This is a genomic window from Bradyrhizobium sp. 159 (assembly GCF_023073795.1).
In the GTDB taxonomy this organism is placed as follows: domain Bacteria; phylum Pseudomonadota; class Alphaproteobacteria; order Rhizobiales; family Xanthobacteraceae; genus Bradyrhizobium.
In genome coordinates this window covers 20,150-35,725 of record NZ_JADPKE010000018.1, presented here as the reverse complement: position 1 = coordinate 35,725, position 15,576 = coordinate 20,150, and the positions used below count along the sequence as shown (strand labels likewise).

The 15,576-nt window shown below is 65.1% G+C and carries 15 protein-coding genes; 11 read left to right on the top strand and 4 right to left on the bottom strand.

From position 1 onward, the window contains the following. The first annotated feature begins 90 nt into the window (after window positions 1–90). The 10 genes from IVA96_RS02565 to IVA96_RS02520 all read left to right on the top strand — a co-directional run bounded on the left by IVA96_RS02565 (window position 91) and on the right by IVA96_RS02520 (window position 10,891). Window positions 91–1,368, top strand: coding sequence for an amidohydrolase/deacetylase family metallohydrolase (locus tag IVA96_RS02565; protein ID WP_247281392.1), 1,278 nt, complete (start codon window positions 91–93; stop codon window positions 1,366–1,368). An 8-nt stretch (window positions 1,369–1,376) separates the two neighbouring features. Beyond that, window positions 1,377–3,767: a xanthine dehydrogenase family protein molybdopterin-binding subunit gene (locus tag IVA96_RS02560; RefSeq protein ID WP_247415276.1), complete on the top strand. Its 2,391-nt coding sequence runs from the start codon at window positions 1,377–1,379 to the stop codon at window positions 3,765–3,767. After that, a complete protein-coding gene (locus tag IVA96_RS02555; RefSeq protein WP_247281394.1) occupies window positions 3,764–4,600 on the top strand; it encodes an FAD binding domain-containing protein in 837 nt (278 codons plus the stop codon). The genes IVA96_RS02560 and IVA96_RS02555 overlap by 4 nt, the downstream gene beginning before the upstream one ends. Beyond that, on the top strand, window positions 4,597–5,796 hold the full coding sequence (locus tag IVA96_RS02550) for a 2Fe-2S iron-sulfur cluster-binding protein (RefSeq protein ID WP_247281395.1): 1,200 nt from the start codon (window positions 4,597–4,599) through the stop codon (window positions 5,794–5,796). The genes IVA96_RS02555 and IVA96_RS02550 overlap by 4 nt, the downstream gene beginning before the upstream one ends. Before the next feature lie 77 nt (window positions 5,797–5,873). Then, window positions 5,874–7,028, top strand: a complete 1,155-nt coding sequence (locus IVA96_RS02545; RefSeq protein ID WP_247281396.1) for an ABC transporter substrate-binding protein — start codon at window positions 5,874–5,876, stop codon at window positions 7,026–7,028. A gap of 125 nt (window positions 7,029–7,153) precedes the next feature. Continuing rightward, complete coding sequence (locus IVA96_RS02540) at window positions 7,154–8,026, top strand: branched-chain amino acid ABC transporter permease (RefSeq protein WP_247415273.1); 873 nt, start codon at window positions 7,154–7,156, stop codon at window positions 8,024–8,026. After that, window positions 8,023–9,069 carry a branched-chain amino acid ABC transporter permease gene (locus IVA96_RS02535; RefSeq protein ID WP_247281398.1) on the top strand — a complete coding sequence of 349 codons (1,047 nt, stop codon included), beginning with the start codon at window positions 8,023–8,025 and terminating at the stop codon, window positions 9,067–9,069. The genes IVA96_RS02540 and IVA96_RS02535 overlap by 4 nt, the downstream gene beginning before the upstream one ends. Then, window positions 9,069–9,851 (top strand): ABC transporter ATP-binding protein, encoded by a 783-nt coding sequence (locus tag IVA96_RS02530; protein WP_247281399.1) that lies wholly within the window; start codon window positions 9,069–9,071, stop codon window positions 9,849–9,851. Before IVA96_RS02535 ends, IVA96_RS02530 begins: the two co-directional genes overlap by 1 nt. Continuing rightward, entirely contained in the window at window positions 9,844–10,548 is a 705-nt protein-coding gene (locus tag IVA96_RS02525) for an ABC transporter ATP-binding protein (RefSeq protein WP_247281400.1), read from the top strand. The genes IVA96_RS02530 and IVA96_RS02525 overlap by 8 nt, the downstream gene beginning before the upstream one ends. Before the next feature lie 37 nt (window positions 10,549–10,585). Then, a complete protein-coding gene (locus IVA96_RS02520) occupies window positions 10,586–10,891 on the top strand; it encodes a Rieske (2Fe-2S) protein (protein WP_247281401.1) in 306 nt (101 codons plus the stop codon). Between the two features lie 106 nt (window positions 10,892–10,997). On the opposite strand, the gene IVA96_RS02515 is transcribed toward IVA96_RS02520, so the two are convergent. Then, window positions 10,998–11,858: an alpha/beta hydrolase gene (locus tag IVA96_RS02515; protein WP_247281402.1), complete on the bottom strand. Its 861-nt coding sequence runs from the start codon at window positions 11,856–11,858 to the stop codon at window positions 10,998–11,000. A 274-nt stretch (window positions 11,859–12,132) separates the two neighbouring features. Between IVA96_RS02515 and dusA the strand changes: the two genes are divergently transcribed. After that, window positions 12,133–13,125: a tRNA dihydrouridine(20/20a) synthase DusA gene (dusA, locus tag IVA96_RS02510; RefSeq protein ID WP_256464562.1), complete on the top strand. Its 993-nt coding sequence runs from the start codon at window positions 12,133–12,135 to the stop codon at window positions 13,123–13,125. A gap of 6 nt (window positions 13,126–13,131) precedes the next feature. Here dusA and IVA96_RS02505 read toward each other — a convergent pair whose 3' ends face one another. From IVA96_RS02505 to IVA96_RS02495, 3 genes are read right to left on the bottom strand one after another with little or no spacing between them, the layout of a single operon-like run. Next, window positions 13,132–13,686: a TIGR02281 family clan AA aspartic protease gene (locus tag IVA96_RS02505; protein WP_247281404.1), complete on the bottom strand. Its 555-nt coding sequence runs from the start codon at window positions 13,684–13,686 to the stop codon at window positions 13,132–13,134. 28 nt (window positions 13,687–13,714) lie between these two features. Beyond that, window positions 13,715–13,918, bottom strand: coding sequence for a DUF1289 domain-containing protein (locus IVA96_RS02500; protein ID WP_247281405.1), 204 nt, complete (start codon window positions 13,916–13,918; stop codon window positions 13,715–13,717). A 44-nt stretch (window positions 13,919–13,962) separates the two neighbouring features. After that, the gene (locus IVA96_RS02495; protein WP_247281406.1) at window positions 13,963–15,558 is read right to left on the bottom strand and encodes a HAMP domain-containing sensor histidine kinase; all 1,596 of its coding nucleotides are present in this window, start codon (window positions 15,556–15,558) and stop codon (window positions 13,963–13,965) included. Between the last annotated feature and the right edge of the window lie 18 nt (window positions 15,559–15,576).

Here is a 15,576-nt window from a genome sequence, read left to right as displayed (position 1 = left end):
ATCATGGCACGGAGTTTGCTTCATCCAAAATGCGAAGCATGCTTCGTAATTGGGCGATGCTGTCGCTCGTTCAAGGAGAGGAGAGCGCCCATGTCCGTTACTGCCAGCTTCGACCTTCTGCTGCGAGGCGGTCGCGTGATCTGTCCGGCTTCCGGCGTTGATGGCATCAAGGACCTCGCTATCCGCAACGGCAGGATTGCAGCCGTCGCGTCCGACATTCTGCCGACCAGCGCCAAGGAGGTCGTCGACGTCGGCGGCAAGCTGGTGCTACCCGGGCTGATCGACACCCACGCCCATGTCTATCAATATGTCTCCGGCCGCTTCGGCATGAATCCCGACATGGTCGGCGTGCAGTCGGGCGTGACGACGCTGGTCGACCAGGGCGGCCCGTCCTGCATGACGCTGCCCGGTTTTCGTCACTTCATCGCGGAGCCCGCGGCCTCACGAGTTTATGCCTTTCTGTCCGCCTACCTCGTCGGCGGCCTCGAAGGGCACTTCTATCCGCAGCTCTACAGTCCCGATGGCGTCGACATTGACGCCGCGGTCAAGGCGGCGACGGCCAATCTCGACATTGTACGCGGCATTAAGGCGCATGCCGAGATCGGCGGTTTCGCGCGCTGGGGCATTCGCGTCATCGAGATGGCGGCGGAGATCGGCAGGCGCGCGGATCTTCCGGTCTACGTGCATTTCGGCCAGCTCTGGGGCCTGCCCGAAAGCGGCGCCAATGGCGAGGATGCCGACACGATTCTTACGCGCGTGATCCCGCTCTTGCGTGAAGGCGATGTTCTCGCTCATCCGTTCACGCGTCATCCCGGCGGCTTCGTCAACCGCGAGGGTGAGGTGCATCCGGTGATTCAGGCCGCGCTCGACCGCGGCCTGAAGGTCGATGTCGGTCACGGTAGCCACTTCTCTTACCGGCTCGCCAAGAAGGCGATTGCCGCCGGCATCATTCCGACCACGCTCGGCGCCGATATTCACGGCTACAACACGCATGTGCCCGCGCCGGCCGGAACGCCCGACCAGCACGAGGACGAGGAGAACCATCCGTTCGCAGGACAGGCCAAGTTCAGTCTGGTGCAGGCAATGAGCTCGATGATGGCGCTCGGTCTGTCGCTGGAGCAGGTAGTGCCGATGGTCACCTCCAATCCCGCAAAGATGCTTGGCCGCAGCGAGGAGATCGGCGCGCTCAAGGTCGGCATGGGTGCCGACATCTCCGTGCTCACGGAGAAGAACGGCCGGTTCGTCCTGAAGGACAACGAGAAGAACGAGATCATCGCCGACCGCCTGCTGCAGCCGGCCTTCTGCCTGCGCGCCGGCACGCGCTTCGACGCGGTCGCACCGATCCTGCCGCAGGCCGTCGCGGCATAAGGCCGTTGGTGAGGGAGAACGCCGGCGTGCGCAACGAGCGAGAGTTTCCTTGCAAGTCCGGGCAGGGCGTTGGCGCACGGTTGCCGCGGAAGGAGGATGACCGCCTGATGCGCGGCCGCGGCCAATACGTCGCCGACATCAGGCTCGCGGGCCTTCAGGACGTCGCCTTCGTGCGCAGTCCGATGGCGCATGCGCGCATCTGCGGCATCCACGTGCCCGAGCGTTATCGCGGCAGCGTGTTCACGGCGGCCGATCTCGTCGGGATCAAGCCGATCCGCGCGGTATCGGGGCTGCCGGGCTTCAAGATATCCGAACAACCGGTGCTCGCCACCGGCAAGGTGCGCCAGGTCGGCGAGCTCGTTGCGATGTGCCTTGCGCCAACGCGCGCCGAGGCCGAGGATATCGCGGCCTCCGTGACGCTCGATCTGGAGGAGCTGTCCGCGGTCACCGACATGCTGAAGGCGCGCGAGCCCGGCTCGGCGCTGGTGCATGAGCATTGGGGCGACAACGTCTTCCTCGAGACTAATTACGAGGTCGACATCTCCGCCGCGCTCGATGCGCCGATCAAGGTGACACGCGAGATCTCGACGGCGCGGCAATGCATGTCGCCACTGGAGGGCCGCGGCGTGGTTGCGACCTTCGACCGACGGCTCGATCAGCTCACGCTGCATTCCGCGGCACAGATGCCACACATCACCCGCAGCGGCCTTGCCGAATCCCTCGGCATGGAGGAGGGCCAGATCCGCGTCATCTCGCCCGATGTTGGTGGCGGCTTTGGCCACAAGGGCATTCTGCTGCCGGAAGAGGTCTGCCTGTCCTGGCTGACCATGCGTAACGGCCATCCCGTGCGCTGGCTGGAAGATCGCCGCGAGCATCTCGTCGCCAGCTCCAATTGCCGCGAGCATCATTACAGGATCACGGTCTATGCGGACCGTGACGGCACGCTGCGCGGCATCGATTGCGAGGCGACCGTGGATTCCGGGGCCTACTCGTCCTATCCGTTCTCGGCCTGTCTCGAGGCCGCGCAGGTCGCGAGCATTTTGCCCGGCCCTTACAAGATGCCGGCCTATCGCTGCCGCACCTTCTCGGTTGCTACCAACAAATGCCCGATCCTGCCGTATCGCGGCGTCGCGCGCACCGGCGTCTGCTTCGCGCTGGAGCTGATGCTTGATCTCGTGGCGGCCGAAGCCGGGCTCGAGCCAGGCGAGGTGCGGCTGCGCAACCTGGTGCTGCCGGAACAGATGCCGTTCGACAACATCACCAGGAAGCACTTTGACAGCGGCGATTACCCCGAAGCGATGCGGCGCGCGCTCGCCGCCATCGACATCGACTCCATTCGTGCCAAACAGAGGCTGGGCGAGGTTGACGGACGCCGCATCGGCGTCGGCGTCTCCATCTATTGCGAGCAGGCGGCGCACGGCACGTCGGTCTATTCCGGCTGGGGCATCCCCATGGTGCCAGGTCACGAGCAGGCCTCGGCACGCTTGACGCCGGACGGCGGCCTCGAATTGCGCGTCGGTGTGCATTCGCATGGGCAGGGCATGGAAACGACGCTTGCCCAGGTCGCGCACGAGATCCTCGGCGTCGACGTTGCAAAGATCCGCATCGTCCTCGGCGACACCGCGATGACGCCCTATTCGACCGGAACCTGGGGCTCACGCTCTATGGTGATGGCCGGCGGCGCGGTGGCGACGGCTTGCCGCGAGCTCGGCGAACGCGCAAGGCGCATCGGCGCCAAGCTGTTGCAGCATGACCCCGCCTCGGTGGTGTTGCAGAACGGCGAGGTACGTGGCGTCAACGGCAGTGTCAGCCTGAGGGCGATCGCCCACGCCTGGTATCGCCGTCCGCAAGACTTGCCGGCCGACGTCGATGCCGGCGGGCTGGAGGTGACGCAAGGCTACAAGCCGGTGCGCGACAGCGGCACCTTCAGCTATGCCGCGCATGCGGCCGTCGTCGCAGTCGATCCTGATCTCGGCGTAGTCGAAATTCTGGATTATGTGATCGTCGAAGACGGCGGCGTGCTGGTCAATCCGCTCGTCGTTGACGGCCAGATCTATGGCGGTCTGGCGCAGGGCATCGGCACCGCGCTCTACGAGGAGATGCCATTTGATGCCTCCGGCCAGCCGCTGGCGACGACGCTCGCCGACTATCTGCTGCCGGGCCCGACCGAGGTTCCGGCGGCGCGCCTGGACCACATGGAGACGCCGTCGCCTTACACGCAGTTCGGCGTGAAGGGCATCGGCGAGGGCGGCGCGATTGCGCCGCCGGCCGCCATCGCCAACGCGGTCAACGACGCGCTGCGTCCGCTCGGCGTCGAGCTGATGCAGTCGCCGATCACGCCGCATCGCCTTGTCGAAGCCGTGCTGGCTGCACGCGCGGCCGAAAGGAGCGCGGCATGAAACCGGCACCCTTCAGTTATGAGCGTCCGCGCGATCTCGACGCCGCGCTGTCGATGCTGGCCGCAAGCCGCGGTTCGGCAAAGATCATCGCCGGCGGCCAGTCGCTCGGACCGATGCTCAATCTGCGGCTGGTGCAGCCGGAGCTGATCGTGGACATTTCCGGCCTGGCTGAGCTCAAGCGGGCCGAGGTTTCTCGCGGCGAACTCGTGCTCGGCGCCTTGATCACCCATGCCGACATCGAGGACGGGCGCACGGCCGACGTGACCCGCGGCGCCATGCGCGGCGTCGCCGCCAACATCGCATACCGCGCGGTACGCAACCGCGGCACGATCGGCGGCTCGCTCAGTCATGCCGATCCCGCCGCCGACTGGATCTCGTCGCTCGCGGCCCTGGGTGCGCGTGTGACGCTGCGCAGCCTTGCCGGCGCTCGCACGATGGCGATCGAGGCCTTCGTCGTCGGCGCCCTGGAATCGGCGCTGCATGCGGGGGAAATCGTCGAGGCGATTCACGTCCCGTCACGCGCGGCTTCGGCCCATTGGGGCTATGCTAAGAGCTGCCGCAAGACCGGCGAGTTCGCCCACGCCATCGGCGCGGTACTGATCGATCCAGTTGCTGCCTCGGCGCGCGTCGTGATCGGTGCGATTGATACGACGCCGATCGTCGTCACCGATGCCGCCGAGCTGTTCGGCGGACGGATCGTGGCCGACTACAAGCAGCGCTTCGACGCTCGCGTCGCGGATGACCTTCTGACCAAAGCCGGCATCGACGACGCCGCGCAGCGTCACATCCATGTCAGAGTGTTGAAGCGCGCCGTCCTGGAGGCGACGGCATGACGACGGTCGCGCTTCAGGTCAATCGCCGTGCGGTCGAAGTCTCGGCTGAGCCGCGGACCAGCTTGGCCGATTTCGTCCGCGATAAGCTGGACTTGACCGGCACCCATCTCGGTTGTGAGCACGGCGTCTGCGGCGCCTGTACCGTGTTGCTCGACGGCGTGCCGGCGCGCTCCTGTATCACCTATGCGGTGACCTGCGCGGGCGCCGACATCACCACCATCGAAGGGCTCGATGAGGACGAGGTCACGACCGAGTTGCGCGCAGCCTTCACCCGCGAGCATGCCCTCCAGTGCGGCTATTGCACCCCTGGGATGCTGGTCTCGGCGCGCGACCTGGTGCTGCGTCTGCCCGATGCCGATGAGCGGCGCATCCGTGTCGGTCTCAGCGGCAATCTCTGCCGCTGTACCGGCTACGTCGGGATTGTGCGGGCCGTCCAGTCCGTCATCGAGGCGAGGCGTGCACGCAACATCGCGCCGCTTGCCGATGGCGGCCGGACCAGTCTCGGCCCTGCCGGATCGGGACGAGCCATGTTCGGCGGCGACGAGCCGGAGCCTGCGCCGCGGGTCTCAGTGCCGGCATCAGACGGCGCCGCACCGGTCAGAATTTCCGATTTCGTTCCGGCGACCGTTCTCGATCAGAGCTTCACGCTGCCGCACGCACCCACAAAGGTGCTCGCGATGTTCGATGACATCGCCGATATTGCATCCTGCCTGCCTGGCGTCTCGCTCACGGCGCCGCCAACGCCGGAGCGCGTGGAGGGCATGATCAGCGTCAAGCTCGGGCCGATCGCGGCGTCCTTCGAGGGCGTCGCGCGCGTCGAACGCGATCCCGCAACACTATCGGGACGCATCGTCGGCGTAGGCACCGACCAGCGCAGCCGTTCGGCGACGCAAGGAGAGATCCGCTATCGCCTGCTTCCGCTCGAAGGCGGCGCGGCGACCGCGGTCGAGCTCTCGATCGGGTACACGCTCACGGGAATGCTGGCGCAGGTCGGCCGATCCGGCTTGGTGCGGGATCTCGCCAAGCGGCTCGTTGCGGAGTTCGCGGGCAATCTCGACCGCCACATGGCCGGCGCGCCGTCGGGGCAGGTGGCCGCGGCAGAGCTCAGTGGCTGGTCGATTGTCTCGGACGTTTCGCGCGCCGGGCTGGCGCGCATGTTTGGCCGCGCCTTCACTGGAAAAGGTGGCGCGGAATGATCGGCGTGCCGGCGCTGTGGAGTGACGAAGTCTTGGACGACCCTGGACATCAACATCGTGCGATTTGGAGAGACAACATGACACGAGCACTCGGACTGGTTCCGGTCTTCGCGCTTGCGACGGCCTTGTTCGGCGGCACGGCAGGGGCGCAGACCATCAAGATCGGCGTCAATGAGCCGCTTACCGGCGCGTTCGCGGCCTCCGGGACCTACGTCGTCAACGGCGCGAAGATCGCCGCCGACGAGATCAACGCCAAGGGCGGCATCCTGGGCAAGAAGATCGAGCTCGTCATCGAGGACAACAAGAGCAACCCGACGGAAGCTGCCGCCGTCGCCGAAAAACTCATCACCAGCGACAAGGTGCCGGTGCTGATGGGCGCCTGGGGCTCGAGCCTGACGCTCGCGGTGATGCCCAAGCTGATGGAATACGAGACCCCGATGGTGGTGGAAACCTCGTCCTCCGGCAAGATCACGACGACGGGCAATCCCTTCGTCTTCCGGATCTCGCCGCCCTCGGCGGTTGAGGCCGCCGCGTTCAAGGGCATCGTCGACAAGCTCGCGCTCAAGAAGGTCGATTTCCTCATCATCAACAACGACTGGGGCCGGGGCACTGCCGAGGATTTCAGCAAGATGATGAAGGACAAGGGCATCAGCATCGGCCTCGTCGAGACCATGGACCAGGGCGCGCAGGACATGAGCGCGCAGCTCTCCAAGATCAAGAGCTCGGATTCCGAGACGGTGATCGTCACGACGGCGGTCGATCAGCTGACCCTGATCTTCAAGCAAGCGGCCGCGCTCGGCCTGAAGAAGCGCATCATCACCACCGGCGGCTCGCAGAACCCGGACCAGATCATCGCCCAGGCCGGTGCCGCCGCCAATGGCACCATGCATCTGACCACCTTCCTGCCGTGGTTCCCGGACAAGACGCCGAATCCGGAAGCCACCAACTATTTCATCACGGAATGGAAGAAGCGCGGTTTCGAGTTCGCCGGCTGCACCGAGAGTTTTCGCGGCTATGACGGCATCCGCACTGCGGCGGCGGCGGTCGAGAAGGCCGGCAAGGCCGAGCCGGCTGCGATCAAGGCGGCGCTCTGGGACATCAATATCAAGGGGCTGAACGGCGACATCGTGTTCCGCAAGTCTGGTCCGGAGGGCAAGGAGAGCGGGCAGAGCCAGCCGAACGTCTATCTCATCGAGATCAACGACGGCAAGGTCGAGCTGAAGACGCTCTAGAGCATGATCCGGAAAAGTGTGAAGCCATTTTCCGGCAAGATCATGCTCAAACAATAACGCGCTTCGTCGACGGCGAGGGCGGTACATCACTGCCCCCGTCATGTGCGATTTATTCGGGAACGGCTTTGAGCGAATTCCTTCAGCATCTGGTCAACATGCTCGTGCTCGGCGGCACCTATGCGCTGCTGGGCATCGGACTAACCTTGATTTTCGGCATCATGAACGTCGTGAACTTCACGCACGGCGTGCTCTACACGTTCGGCGCCTACATCATGTTCATCGTGGTGCAGCAGCTCGGGCTGAATTTCTTCCTGGCATTGCCGGTCGCGGTGCTTGCCGGGTGGCTGCTCGGGGCAACCATCGAGCTGACATTGCTGCGACCGCTGCGCGGCTCCGACATCGACACCACGATGCTGGTCATGATCGGCGCCTGGATCGCGATGCAGTCCGGCACGCTGTGGATCTGGGGCGGTGTCGCCAAATCGGTGGCCACGCCGTTTCCCGAAGCGCCGCTGGTGCTCGGACCGGTGTCAGTATCCTGGCTTCGCCTGTTTGTGCTCGCCGCGGCGGCAATGTTGATCCTGGTGACGTACCTCCTGATCAACAAGACCAGCCTGGGACGTGCAATGCGGGCGACGTTCCAGGACCACGACACGGCCTCGCTGATGGGTGTCAACGTGGACATGATCTACACCTCGACCTTCGCGATCGGCTCCAGCCTTGCCGCCGCCGCCGGCGCTCTGCTCGGGCCTGTCTACGTGATCTTCCCGCAAATGGGCGATTTGGCCGCCGTCAAGGCCTTCGCCATCGTCATCCTTGGCGGCCTCGGCAATATCACGGGCGCGGTGATCGGTGGCTTCATCCTGGCGCTGGCCGAGGAATTGGGGGCAGGCTACGTCTCGTCGGGTTACCGCGACGCCATGGGTTTCGTGATCATCATCGCGGTCCTGATCTTCCGGCCGACCGGCCTGTTTGCGCGCGCGGAGCGGGTTGGATGAGAGCCGCCGTCACCATTCTCGCCGTCGCGGCCCTGGCCTCGGTGCCGCTCTGGCTGCGCGATCCCTATCTCCTGAACGCGCTGATCACGACCGGAATCTTCGTCATCGGCGCGATGAGCCTCAATCTGCTGCTAGGCTTCACCGGCCAGCTCAGCCTCGGCCACATCGCTTTCTTCGGCATCGGTGCCTATGTCAGCGCGCTGACGTCGCTCGGCTTCGACGTCGGTCTGCCCGGAGACGTCCGCCTGGTTCACGCACCCTGGCCGCCGATTGCAGGCTCCTTGCTGGCCATCCTGGTCGCCGGAATGTGCGGCTATTTCGTCGGGTTGCTCTCCTTCCGCGTCCGCGGCGCCTATTTCGTCATCGTGACCATCTCCTTTGCCGAGGTCGTCCGGCTGGTCGCGCTGAACTGGGTCGAGCTGACGCAGGGACCGCTGGCGCTGACCAACATTCCATCCATCGCGCTGTCCTTGCCCGGGATTGGTGAGCTGACGCTGCGCACCAAGATGCAGAACTACTATCTTGTGCTGGTCGTGGCCCTCGTCGCCTATCTCCTGATCGCCCGCCTCGTTCATTCCCATTTCGGCCGTGCGATGCGGGGGCTGATGGAGAACGAGACGCTGGCGGTCTCTGTCGGCATCGACGTCACCAGGACGCTGACCCTGGCAGCCGTGATCTCGGCCGCAATCGCGGGCGCGGCCGGCAGCCTCTATGCGCACTACATCCGGATCATCGATCCTGAAGTATTCGCCTTCATCAACACCGTCACCATGGTGATCATGGTCATCAGCGGCGGCAAGGGCTCGCTGGCCGGGCCCGTCGTCGGTGGTCTGATCTTCGGGTTGCTGCCGGTCGCACTGCGGCCGGTGATGGCGCCGGAGGCGCAGTGGATCGCCTATGGCGGCGTGCTGATCGCCATCCTGTTCGTGTTGCCCCGTGGCATCGTGCCCTCGCTCGCACAGCGCTTCATCCGACGGCGCAGCGGCGCGCCGGCGCTGGCATCAGTCGCGCTCACCGAAACCGGTGCCAAGGAGCCGGCGTGATGACCGCGCGCAGCATTGCCTTGACCATCGAGCAGGTCGCCGTCCGCTTCGGCGGGCTGGTCGCGATCTCCGACATGAGTTTTACGGTCGGTGAGGGCGAGATCGTCAGTCTGATTGGACCGAATGGCGCCGGCAAGACCACCGCCTTCAACGTCATGACTGGTTTCCTGAGGCCGAGCGCAGGCCAGGTTACCTATCAGGGGGCGACGCTGACCGGGTTGAAGCCGCACGAGATCGCCGATCTCGGCCTGATACGCACCTTTCAGCGCACCAGCGTGTTTCCCAACGACACCGTCTACGACAATCTCCTGATCGGTCTGCATCGTCAGGGCCGGGTCCGGCTGCTCGATGCCATCCTCGGGCTGCCGGGCGCGCGCGCCTCGGAACGCAGGCTGCGGCAGCGCGCGAGCGAGTTGATCGAATGGGTCGGCCTCGAACGCCGCGCCCATGATGCGGCTGGCTCGCTGTCCTACGGTGAGCAGCGCCTTGTCGGTGTCGCGCTGGCGTTGGCGGCGGAGCCCTCGATGCTGCTGCTCGACGAGCCCGTCTCGGGCATGAACGCCTCGGAAACCCACCGTTTCGTCGAGCTGATCCGCAGCGTCCGCGACCGTGGCATCACCATCCTGCTGGTCGAGCACGACATGCCGATGGTGATGACAGTCTCGGACCGCATCGTGGTGCTGAACTATGGCCGTATCATCGCCGAGGGAACCCCGGATATGATTCGCAACGATCCGGCCGTGATCGAGGCCTATCTCGGACATGGAGCGGGGCGTGCTTGAGATCCGCGACGTGGTGTGCGGCTATGGCGGCGTCACTGCGCTGCGCGGCATCTCGCTCGACGTGAGGGCTGGCCAGCTCGTCGCCCTGATCGGCGCCAACGGTGCCGGCAAGAGCACGACGCTGCGCGCGATTTCCGGCCTCGTGCCGCCGCGCGCAGGGCAAATGCGGTTCGAGGGCATCGACATCACCGGGGCGAGACCGCCGCGCGTTCTTGCCAGCGGGATCGCACATTGTCCGGAAGGCCGGCGCGTATTTCCGCACATGAGTGTCGAGGAAAATCTCGACATGGGGGCTTACCTCCGTCGTGGTTCGGGCGAGATCGCGGCCGACCGCGACCGCATCTACGCGGAATTTCCGCGGCTCGCCGAGCGGCGCCGGCAGGCGGCGGGCACGCTGTCGGGCGGCGAGCAGCAGATGCTGGCGATCGGGCGCGCGCTGATGTCACGGCCGCGGCTGATCATGTTCGACGAGCCCTCGCTCGGGCTCGCGCCGAACATCGTCGAGCGCACCTTCGCAATCATCCGCGGTATCCGTGATGCCGGCACCACGGTGCTGCTGGTCGAGCAGAATGCGTTCGCCGCGCTCGAGATGTGCGACCACGCCTATCTGCTCGAGAATGGCCGCATCGTGCTGTCAGGCGCAGGTTCCGAGCTGATCGCGAACGAGCATGTGCGGAAGGCCTATCTCGGTGGATGATCCGGCTGTCTCTCCGGATCAGCGGGGGTGCATTGCGGTGTGTGATCTCGACCGGCTCAAGGCCGTGACCATCGTCCGCGTCGCCGGGCGGGACATGCTTGTGATCTGGAACGAGGGCGATGTCGTCGCGTGCGACCGCGTGTGCCCGCACGAACAGGCAGACCTTGGTCGGGGGCGCGTGGAGGCGGGGCGGCTGTTCTGCCCGCGCCATGCCGCGTCATTCGATTTGCGTGATGGGGCCATCACTGCGGGCTGGCCGAGCCCGCCATTGCGGCTCTACCCGGTGCGGATCACGGGTGAGCAGGTCTGGGTTGATACGGGGATGCGACAGTCAGAGCGATGATGGCATTGTGCCGGTGTTTTGCCCGACGTGTCAAATCCATGGGTGGTGCAAATTAGTCCTGAGAAAACAACGGCATTCTACTGTGCATGGGGTTGTTTTCGCAGTTTTAGTTCAGCAGCGCCTGCGCGGCCTCCACCAGAATGCCGTCAGGCCGCCGCAGCGCCTCCAGAATAGTGAAGTGATCGGCGCCTGCGACCTGGATGAGTTGTCCCGGCGCTTTCGCGGCCGCGCGCTTCTCATGGAAGTTGATCGAATCCAGCACCAGTGCCGGTAGCTCGCTGCTGCCATAGGCGATATCGAGCCGCTTGTTTGTTACGGGCAGGCGAAGCGGCGAGAGCCTGGCGATTTCCTCGTCCGTCAGCTTCAGTGCGTCGTTGAGCCAGGTGTCGCGGATCGGCGCGAGATCGTAGACGCCCGATAGCGCCAGCCCTGCATGGACGCGCGGATGATCCAGCGCCATCGCAACGAGCTGCGCGCCTGCCGACCAGCCCGACAGCACGACCGGTCCGGCAATGCCGTAGGAGGCACCGTGCGCCGCGATCCAGTCGAGCGTCCGCGGGATCTCGGCGACGATGTCGGTGAGGGACACCTCGGGCGCCAGCGAATAGCCGGGAATGGCGACCGACCAGCCATGGGCGGCGATGCCTTCGACGAGCATGGCGAACAATTCGCGCGAATTGCGCTGCCAATAGCCGCCATGCAGGAACACCAGGCAGGGCGCCTCAGGCCCGGCGGCCGGGTAGAGATCGATCTTGTTGTTCGCCCGCTGACCGTAAGCCAGATCGAGATGGGATTTCAGCGTGCTTCGCAGCCGGCTGGAGGTTTCGTTCCGTTCGGCGATCAGGGCCGTGCTGTTCTTGACGGCGGCGTTGTTGTCGTAGGCGGCGTCGCGTTCTGCCTGGGACAGCCCGGACCATGCGGAACGGGGATCGAGCGGTCGACCTGTCGAATGAGCATTCTCAATCATAATCACTCCGATACGGCCCTGGATGGCACCCTTGTCCAATTTGGGCCGGCTATTCACCGACAATTGAGGTGTTGGACCAGCCGTGTTCAGATTGGACGAGGCTGCCTCGGACTATGCCATGCGGGATCATTGTTGCCTTCTCTTGTCGGCCCCACGTTACTGTTGCGGTTGCATCAGACGCCCATTCAGGCGAAGGATACGCGCCACGCCACACAAAATGCTGGTTCGGGTGCGAGGGCACCTCCATGCTGTCGGTTCGATGAAAGAATAGCATTTGAATTCGCAAGACTATCGCTTTTCCGTGGCACCCATGATGGATTGGACTGACCGGCATTGCCGGGTGTTCCACCGTCATCTGACGCGGCGGGCGCTGCTTTATACGGAGATGCTGACCACCGGCGCCATTATCCATGGCAACCGGGAGCGGCTGCTTGGGTACGACGCGTGCGAGCATCCGGTGGCGCTTCAGCTTGGCGGGTCGGATCCGCACGACCTCGCGCTGGCCGCGCGGATCGGCGAAGGATTTGGTTATGACGAGATCAATCTCAATGTCGGCTGCCCGTCCGATCGCGTCAAGGACGGCCGGTTCGGCGCCTGCCTCATGGCGGAGCCGGAACTAGTGGCCCGGTGCGTTCAGGCCATGAAGCGCGCGGTCGCCGTTCCCGTCACGGTGAAGTGCCGTATCGGGATCGACGACCAGGACCCTGAAGTGGCGCTCGATACGATCGCGCGTGCGGTGGTGGCGTCCGGCTGCGATGCGCTGATCGTGCATGCCCGCAAAGCCTGGCTCACTGGCCTGTCGCCAAAGGAGAACCGCGACATCCCGCCGCTCGATTATGATCGCGTCTATCGGCTCAAGCGCACGATGCCTGCTGTGCCCGTCATCATCAATGGCGGCATCTCTGGGATCGACGAGGCCAAGGCGCATCTTGCCCACGTCAACGGTGCGATGCTCGGCCGCGCCGCCTATCAGGAGCCGTGGCGGTTGCTCAGCGTCGATACCGACATCTTCGGCGAGGCGGCGCCGCACGCGTCCATGCAGGACGCGCTCGAGGCGATGATGCCCTATATCGAAGAGCAGCTCGCGCGCGGCACCCGGCTGCACGCAATTACGCGGCATTTCGTCGGCGCGTTCCACGCCGTGCCCGGCGCGCGCGCCTTCCGCCGCCATCTTGCCGAGCAGGGGGTGAAGCCGGGCGCCGGTCTCGACGTGCTGCGCGAGGCGATCGCTCATGTCGGTGCACGCGCGCCAGCGGAGGCGGCGTAGAATTGTCTAGTCGGCCGCGATCCGGGAGCGTCGGGGGCTGCTCTGGAGCTCCGGAAAACCTGTCAGCATCAGCGTGTCCGCGCGCACGCCCCAGCTTTCCAGGCGGTCGAGGAAGCTCATGCCGAGCAGATTGGTCTTCATCTGGCCGCGTTGCACGACCAGGGCCGGCACCGACTTCTCGACCAGCTTGCCGACGGCGAGACGGTCTAGCGTGAGCCGTGCCGCCTTGGTGTGGCCGCCCGCGGTCTCCAGGTCGACGTCGTATTCGAGCATCTCGAGCGGCAGTCCGATCGCTTTCGCGGTTTCCCAGGTCAGCACCACGGAGGTTGCACCTGTATCGATTACCATCGGCGCAGTGACGCCGTTGATCTTCGCTCGCAGCGCAAATTCGCCACCCTGGCCGCGCGGGATATGCACGGCGGGGGCCGGGGCGGCGGTCTGCGCCCGGAAGATGTGGGAAACCTTGTGACTGGCACGCACGATCTGATCGGGATCGCCATAGGCGACGACGGCGCCTGCGGTGCCGGCGAGCATGAGGAGAACGAGCAGGAAGCGGATCATGGCGCGCCTCCAGAGGCGTTCGTGCCGATCAGGTACGCTTCGGCAATGCTGCGATCGGCGCGAGTCCTGCCTGATTCATGCGCGCGGGCAACAGCGCCATGATCGCCAGCCGTTCCGCGCTGTGCATGGCGTGCCAGCGCGCGATCTCCGGCAAGGTCCGGCCGCAGCCGAAGCAAAGCTTGGTCTTGGGATCGATCATGCAGACGGCGACGCACGGCGTTTCTTTGCTCATGCGGATATTGTGAGGGATCGTCGGGCATTTCTGCAAGCATCTCGTTAAGAGCCCGTGCCTGCGCTCATGATCGGCTTGTGGCGCGGCCGGCGCTTCTCGTCGGGAACGAGCGAATTCTCGGGCTGAAGCGGCGGAGAATCATCCGACAGCGGCGCCAGCGCGCTCATCACGCGCTCCGGCGGGAAGGTGACGATCACCTCGGTGCCGATGCGCAGCTTCGATTTCAGAGTGAACGTGCCGCCATGCAGGTCAATCAGATTCTTGGCGATGGGCAGGCCGAGGCCTGCGCCCTGTTCGGCCGACTTGATCGAGTTGGAGCCCTGGCCGAACGAGGCGAGCACGACCGGGATCTCGTCCTCGGGAATTCCGGAGCCGGAATCCCTCACCGAGAGATATTGTCCGCCCGAAGCGGTCCATCCCGCCTTGAGCCAGATCTCGCCACCCTGCGGCGTAAACTTGATCGAGTTAGAGAGCAGGTTGAGCACGACTTGGCGGATCGCGCGCTCGTCGGCCCAGAGCCGCGGCATGGCCTGCTCGAACACTTCGTGGATCGTGATGCCACGGCTCGAGGCGCGCAGCTTCATCAAATGATGGCAGTCGGCGACGATGCCGACCAACGACACTGCTTCCTCGTTCAGCTCGTAGCGGCCGGCTTCGATCCGCGATAGATCGAGGATCTCGTTGATAAGGTTGAGCAGGTGCACGCCGGAATTATGGATGTCCGCCGAGTACTCCTTGTAGACGGGCACCGCGTGTGCGCCAAAAATCTCACTCTTCATCACCTCGGAGAAGCCGAGGATGGCGTTCAGGGGCGTGCGCAGTTCGTGGCTCATCTGCGCAAGGAAGCGCGACTTGGCGACGTTGGCGGATTCGGCGCGGTGGCGCGCTTCGTCCGAGATGGCCTTGGCCTGTTCGAGTTCGCCGATCAGCGCGTCCTTCTCGGCGCGCGCCTCGAGCGTGGCGAAGGTCGAGGAGTGCAGGCGGTGAGCCAGCAGGACGAAATAGCCTTCGGCCGCCAGCGCGAGTGCCGCCAGGACGTAATTGTCCAGTGAGCCGGTCATCACGAAACTCAGCGCCATTGCGACCGCGACCGGCGCGGTGGCGGCAAGGGCAGCGATCGGCAGATTGGCGGCCAGCATGCTCGATACTGCGATCACCAGCAGCATCAGGAACATCATCAGCGTTTCCGTGACCATGTCGAGCACGGGGTGGATCAGGATCGCCATCCAGCACAGGCCATAGAGCAGGTCGAGCACGACGAAACGCGTTCGCCATGCGCGCGTCGCGGCCGGAGAGGTGGCCTCTGTCAGGAACCGCCGGCAACTGCGGATCATCGCACTGTGGATGCAGAGCATGCCCGCGGTCCAGGCCGCCGCCGGGATCGGCTGCATCCAGAGCCCGAACAGCACGCCGGTGGCGACCACCAGCAGCATCACGACATAGGAAGCCGACAGCCGCGTCTGGGCATATTGACGCAACATCTCGGCGTCGAACGCCGGCCGGGTTCCGCTGGTCGACGTTAACTTGTCGCGTGCCTCGCGTACCCGCTGCGCCGCAGCCCTGCGGCTGCTCGCCGATGGAGCGCTCACCGGCTCGGCCGGAAGCTGCACAACCTCGGGCTTTTCAGCGGGGTTACTCATCAAGCAACACGATTCCTG

Coding starts and splice junctions, on each gene's coding strand:
- IVA96_RS02505 (WP_247281404.1), bottom strand. CDS start 13,686: ATGATCCGCTTCCTGCTCGTTCTCCTCATGCTCGCCGGCACCGCAGGC.
- IVA96_RS02515 (WP_247281402.1), bottom strand. CDS start 11,858: ATGATTGAGAATGCTCATTCGACAGGTCGACCGCTCGATCCCCGTTCC.
- IVA96_RS02495 (WP_247281406.1), bottom strand. CDS start 15,558: ATGAGTAACCCCGCTGAAAAGCCCGAGGTTGTGCAGCTTCCGGCCGAG.
- IVA96_RS02555 (WP_247281394.1), top strand. CDS start 3,764: ATGAAACCGGCACCCTTCAGTTATGAGCGTCCGCGCGATCTCGACGCC.
- IVA96_RS02530 (WP_247281399.1), top strand. CDS start 9,069: ATGACCGCGCGCAGCATTGCCTTGACCATCGAGCAGGTCGCCGTCCGC.
- IVA96_RS02535 (WP_247281398.1), top strand. CDS start 8,023: ATGAGAGCCGCCGTCACCATTCTCGCCGTCGCGGCCCTGGCCTCGGTG.
- IVA96_RS02500 (WP_247281405.1), bottom strand. CDS start 13,918: ATGAGCAAAGAAACGCCGTGCGTCGCCGTCTGCATGATCGATCCCAAG.
- IVA96_RS02545 (WP_247281396.1), top strand. CDS start 5,874: ATGACACGAGCACTCGGACTGGTTCCGGTCTTCGCGCTTGCGACGGCC.
- IVA96_RS02550 (WP_247281395.1), top strand. CDS start 4,597: ATGACGACGGTCGCGCTTCAGGTCAATCGCCGTGCGGTCGAAGTCTCG.
- IVA96_RS02565 (WP_247281392.1), top strand. CDS start 91: ATGTCCGTTACTGCCAGCTTCGACCTTCTGCTGCGAGGCGGTCGCGTG.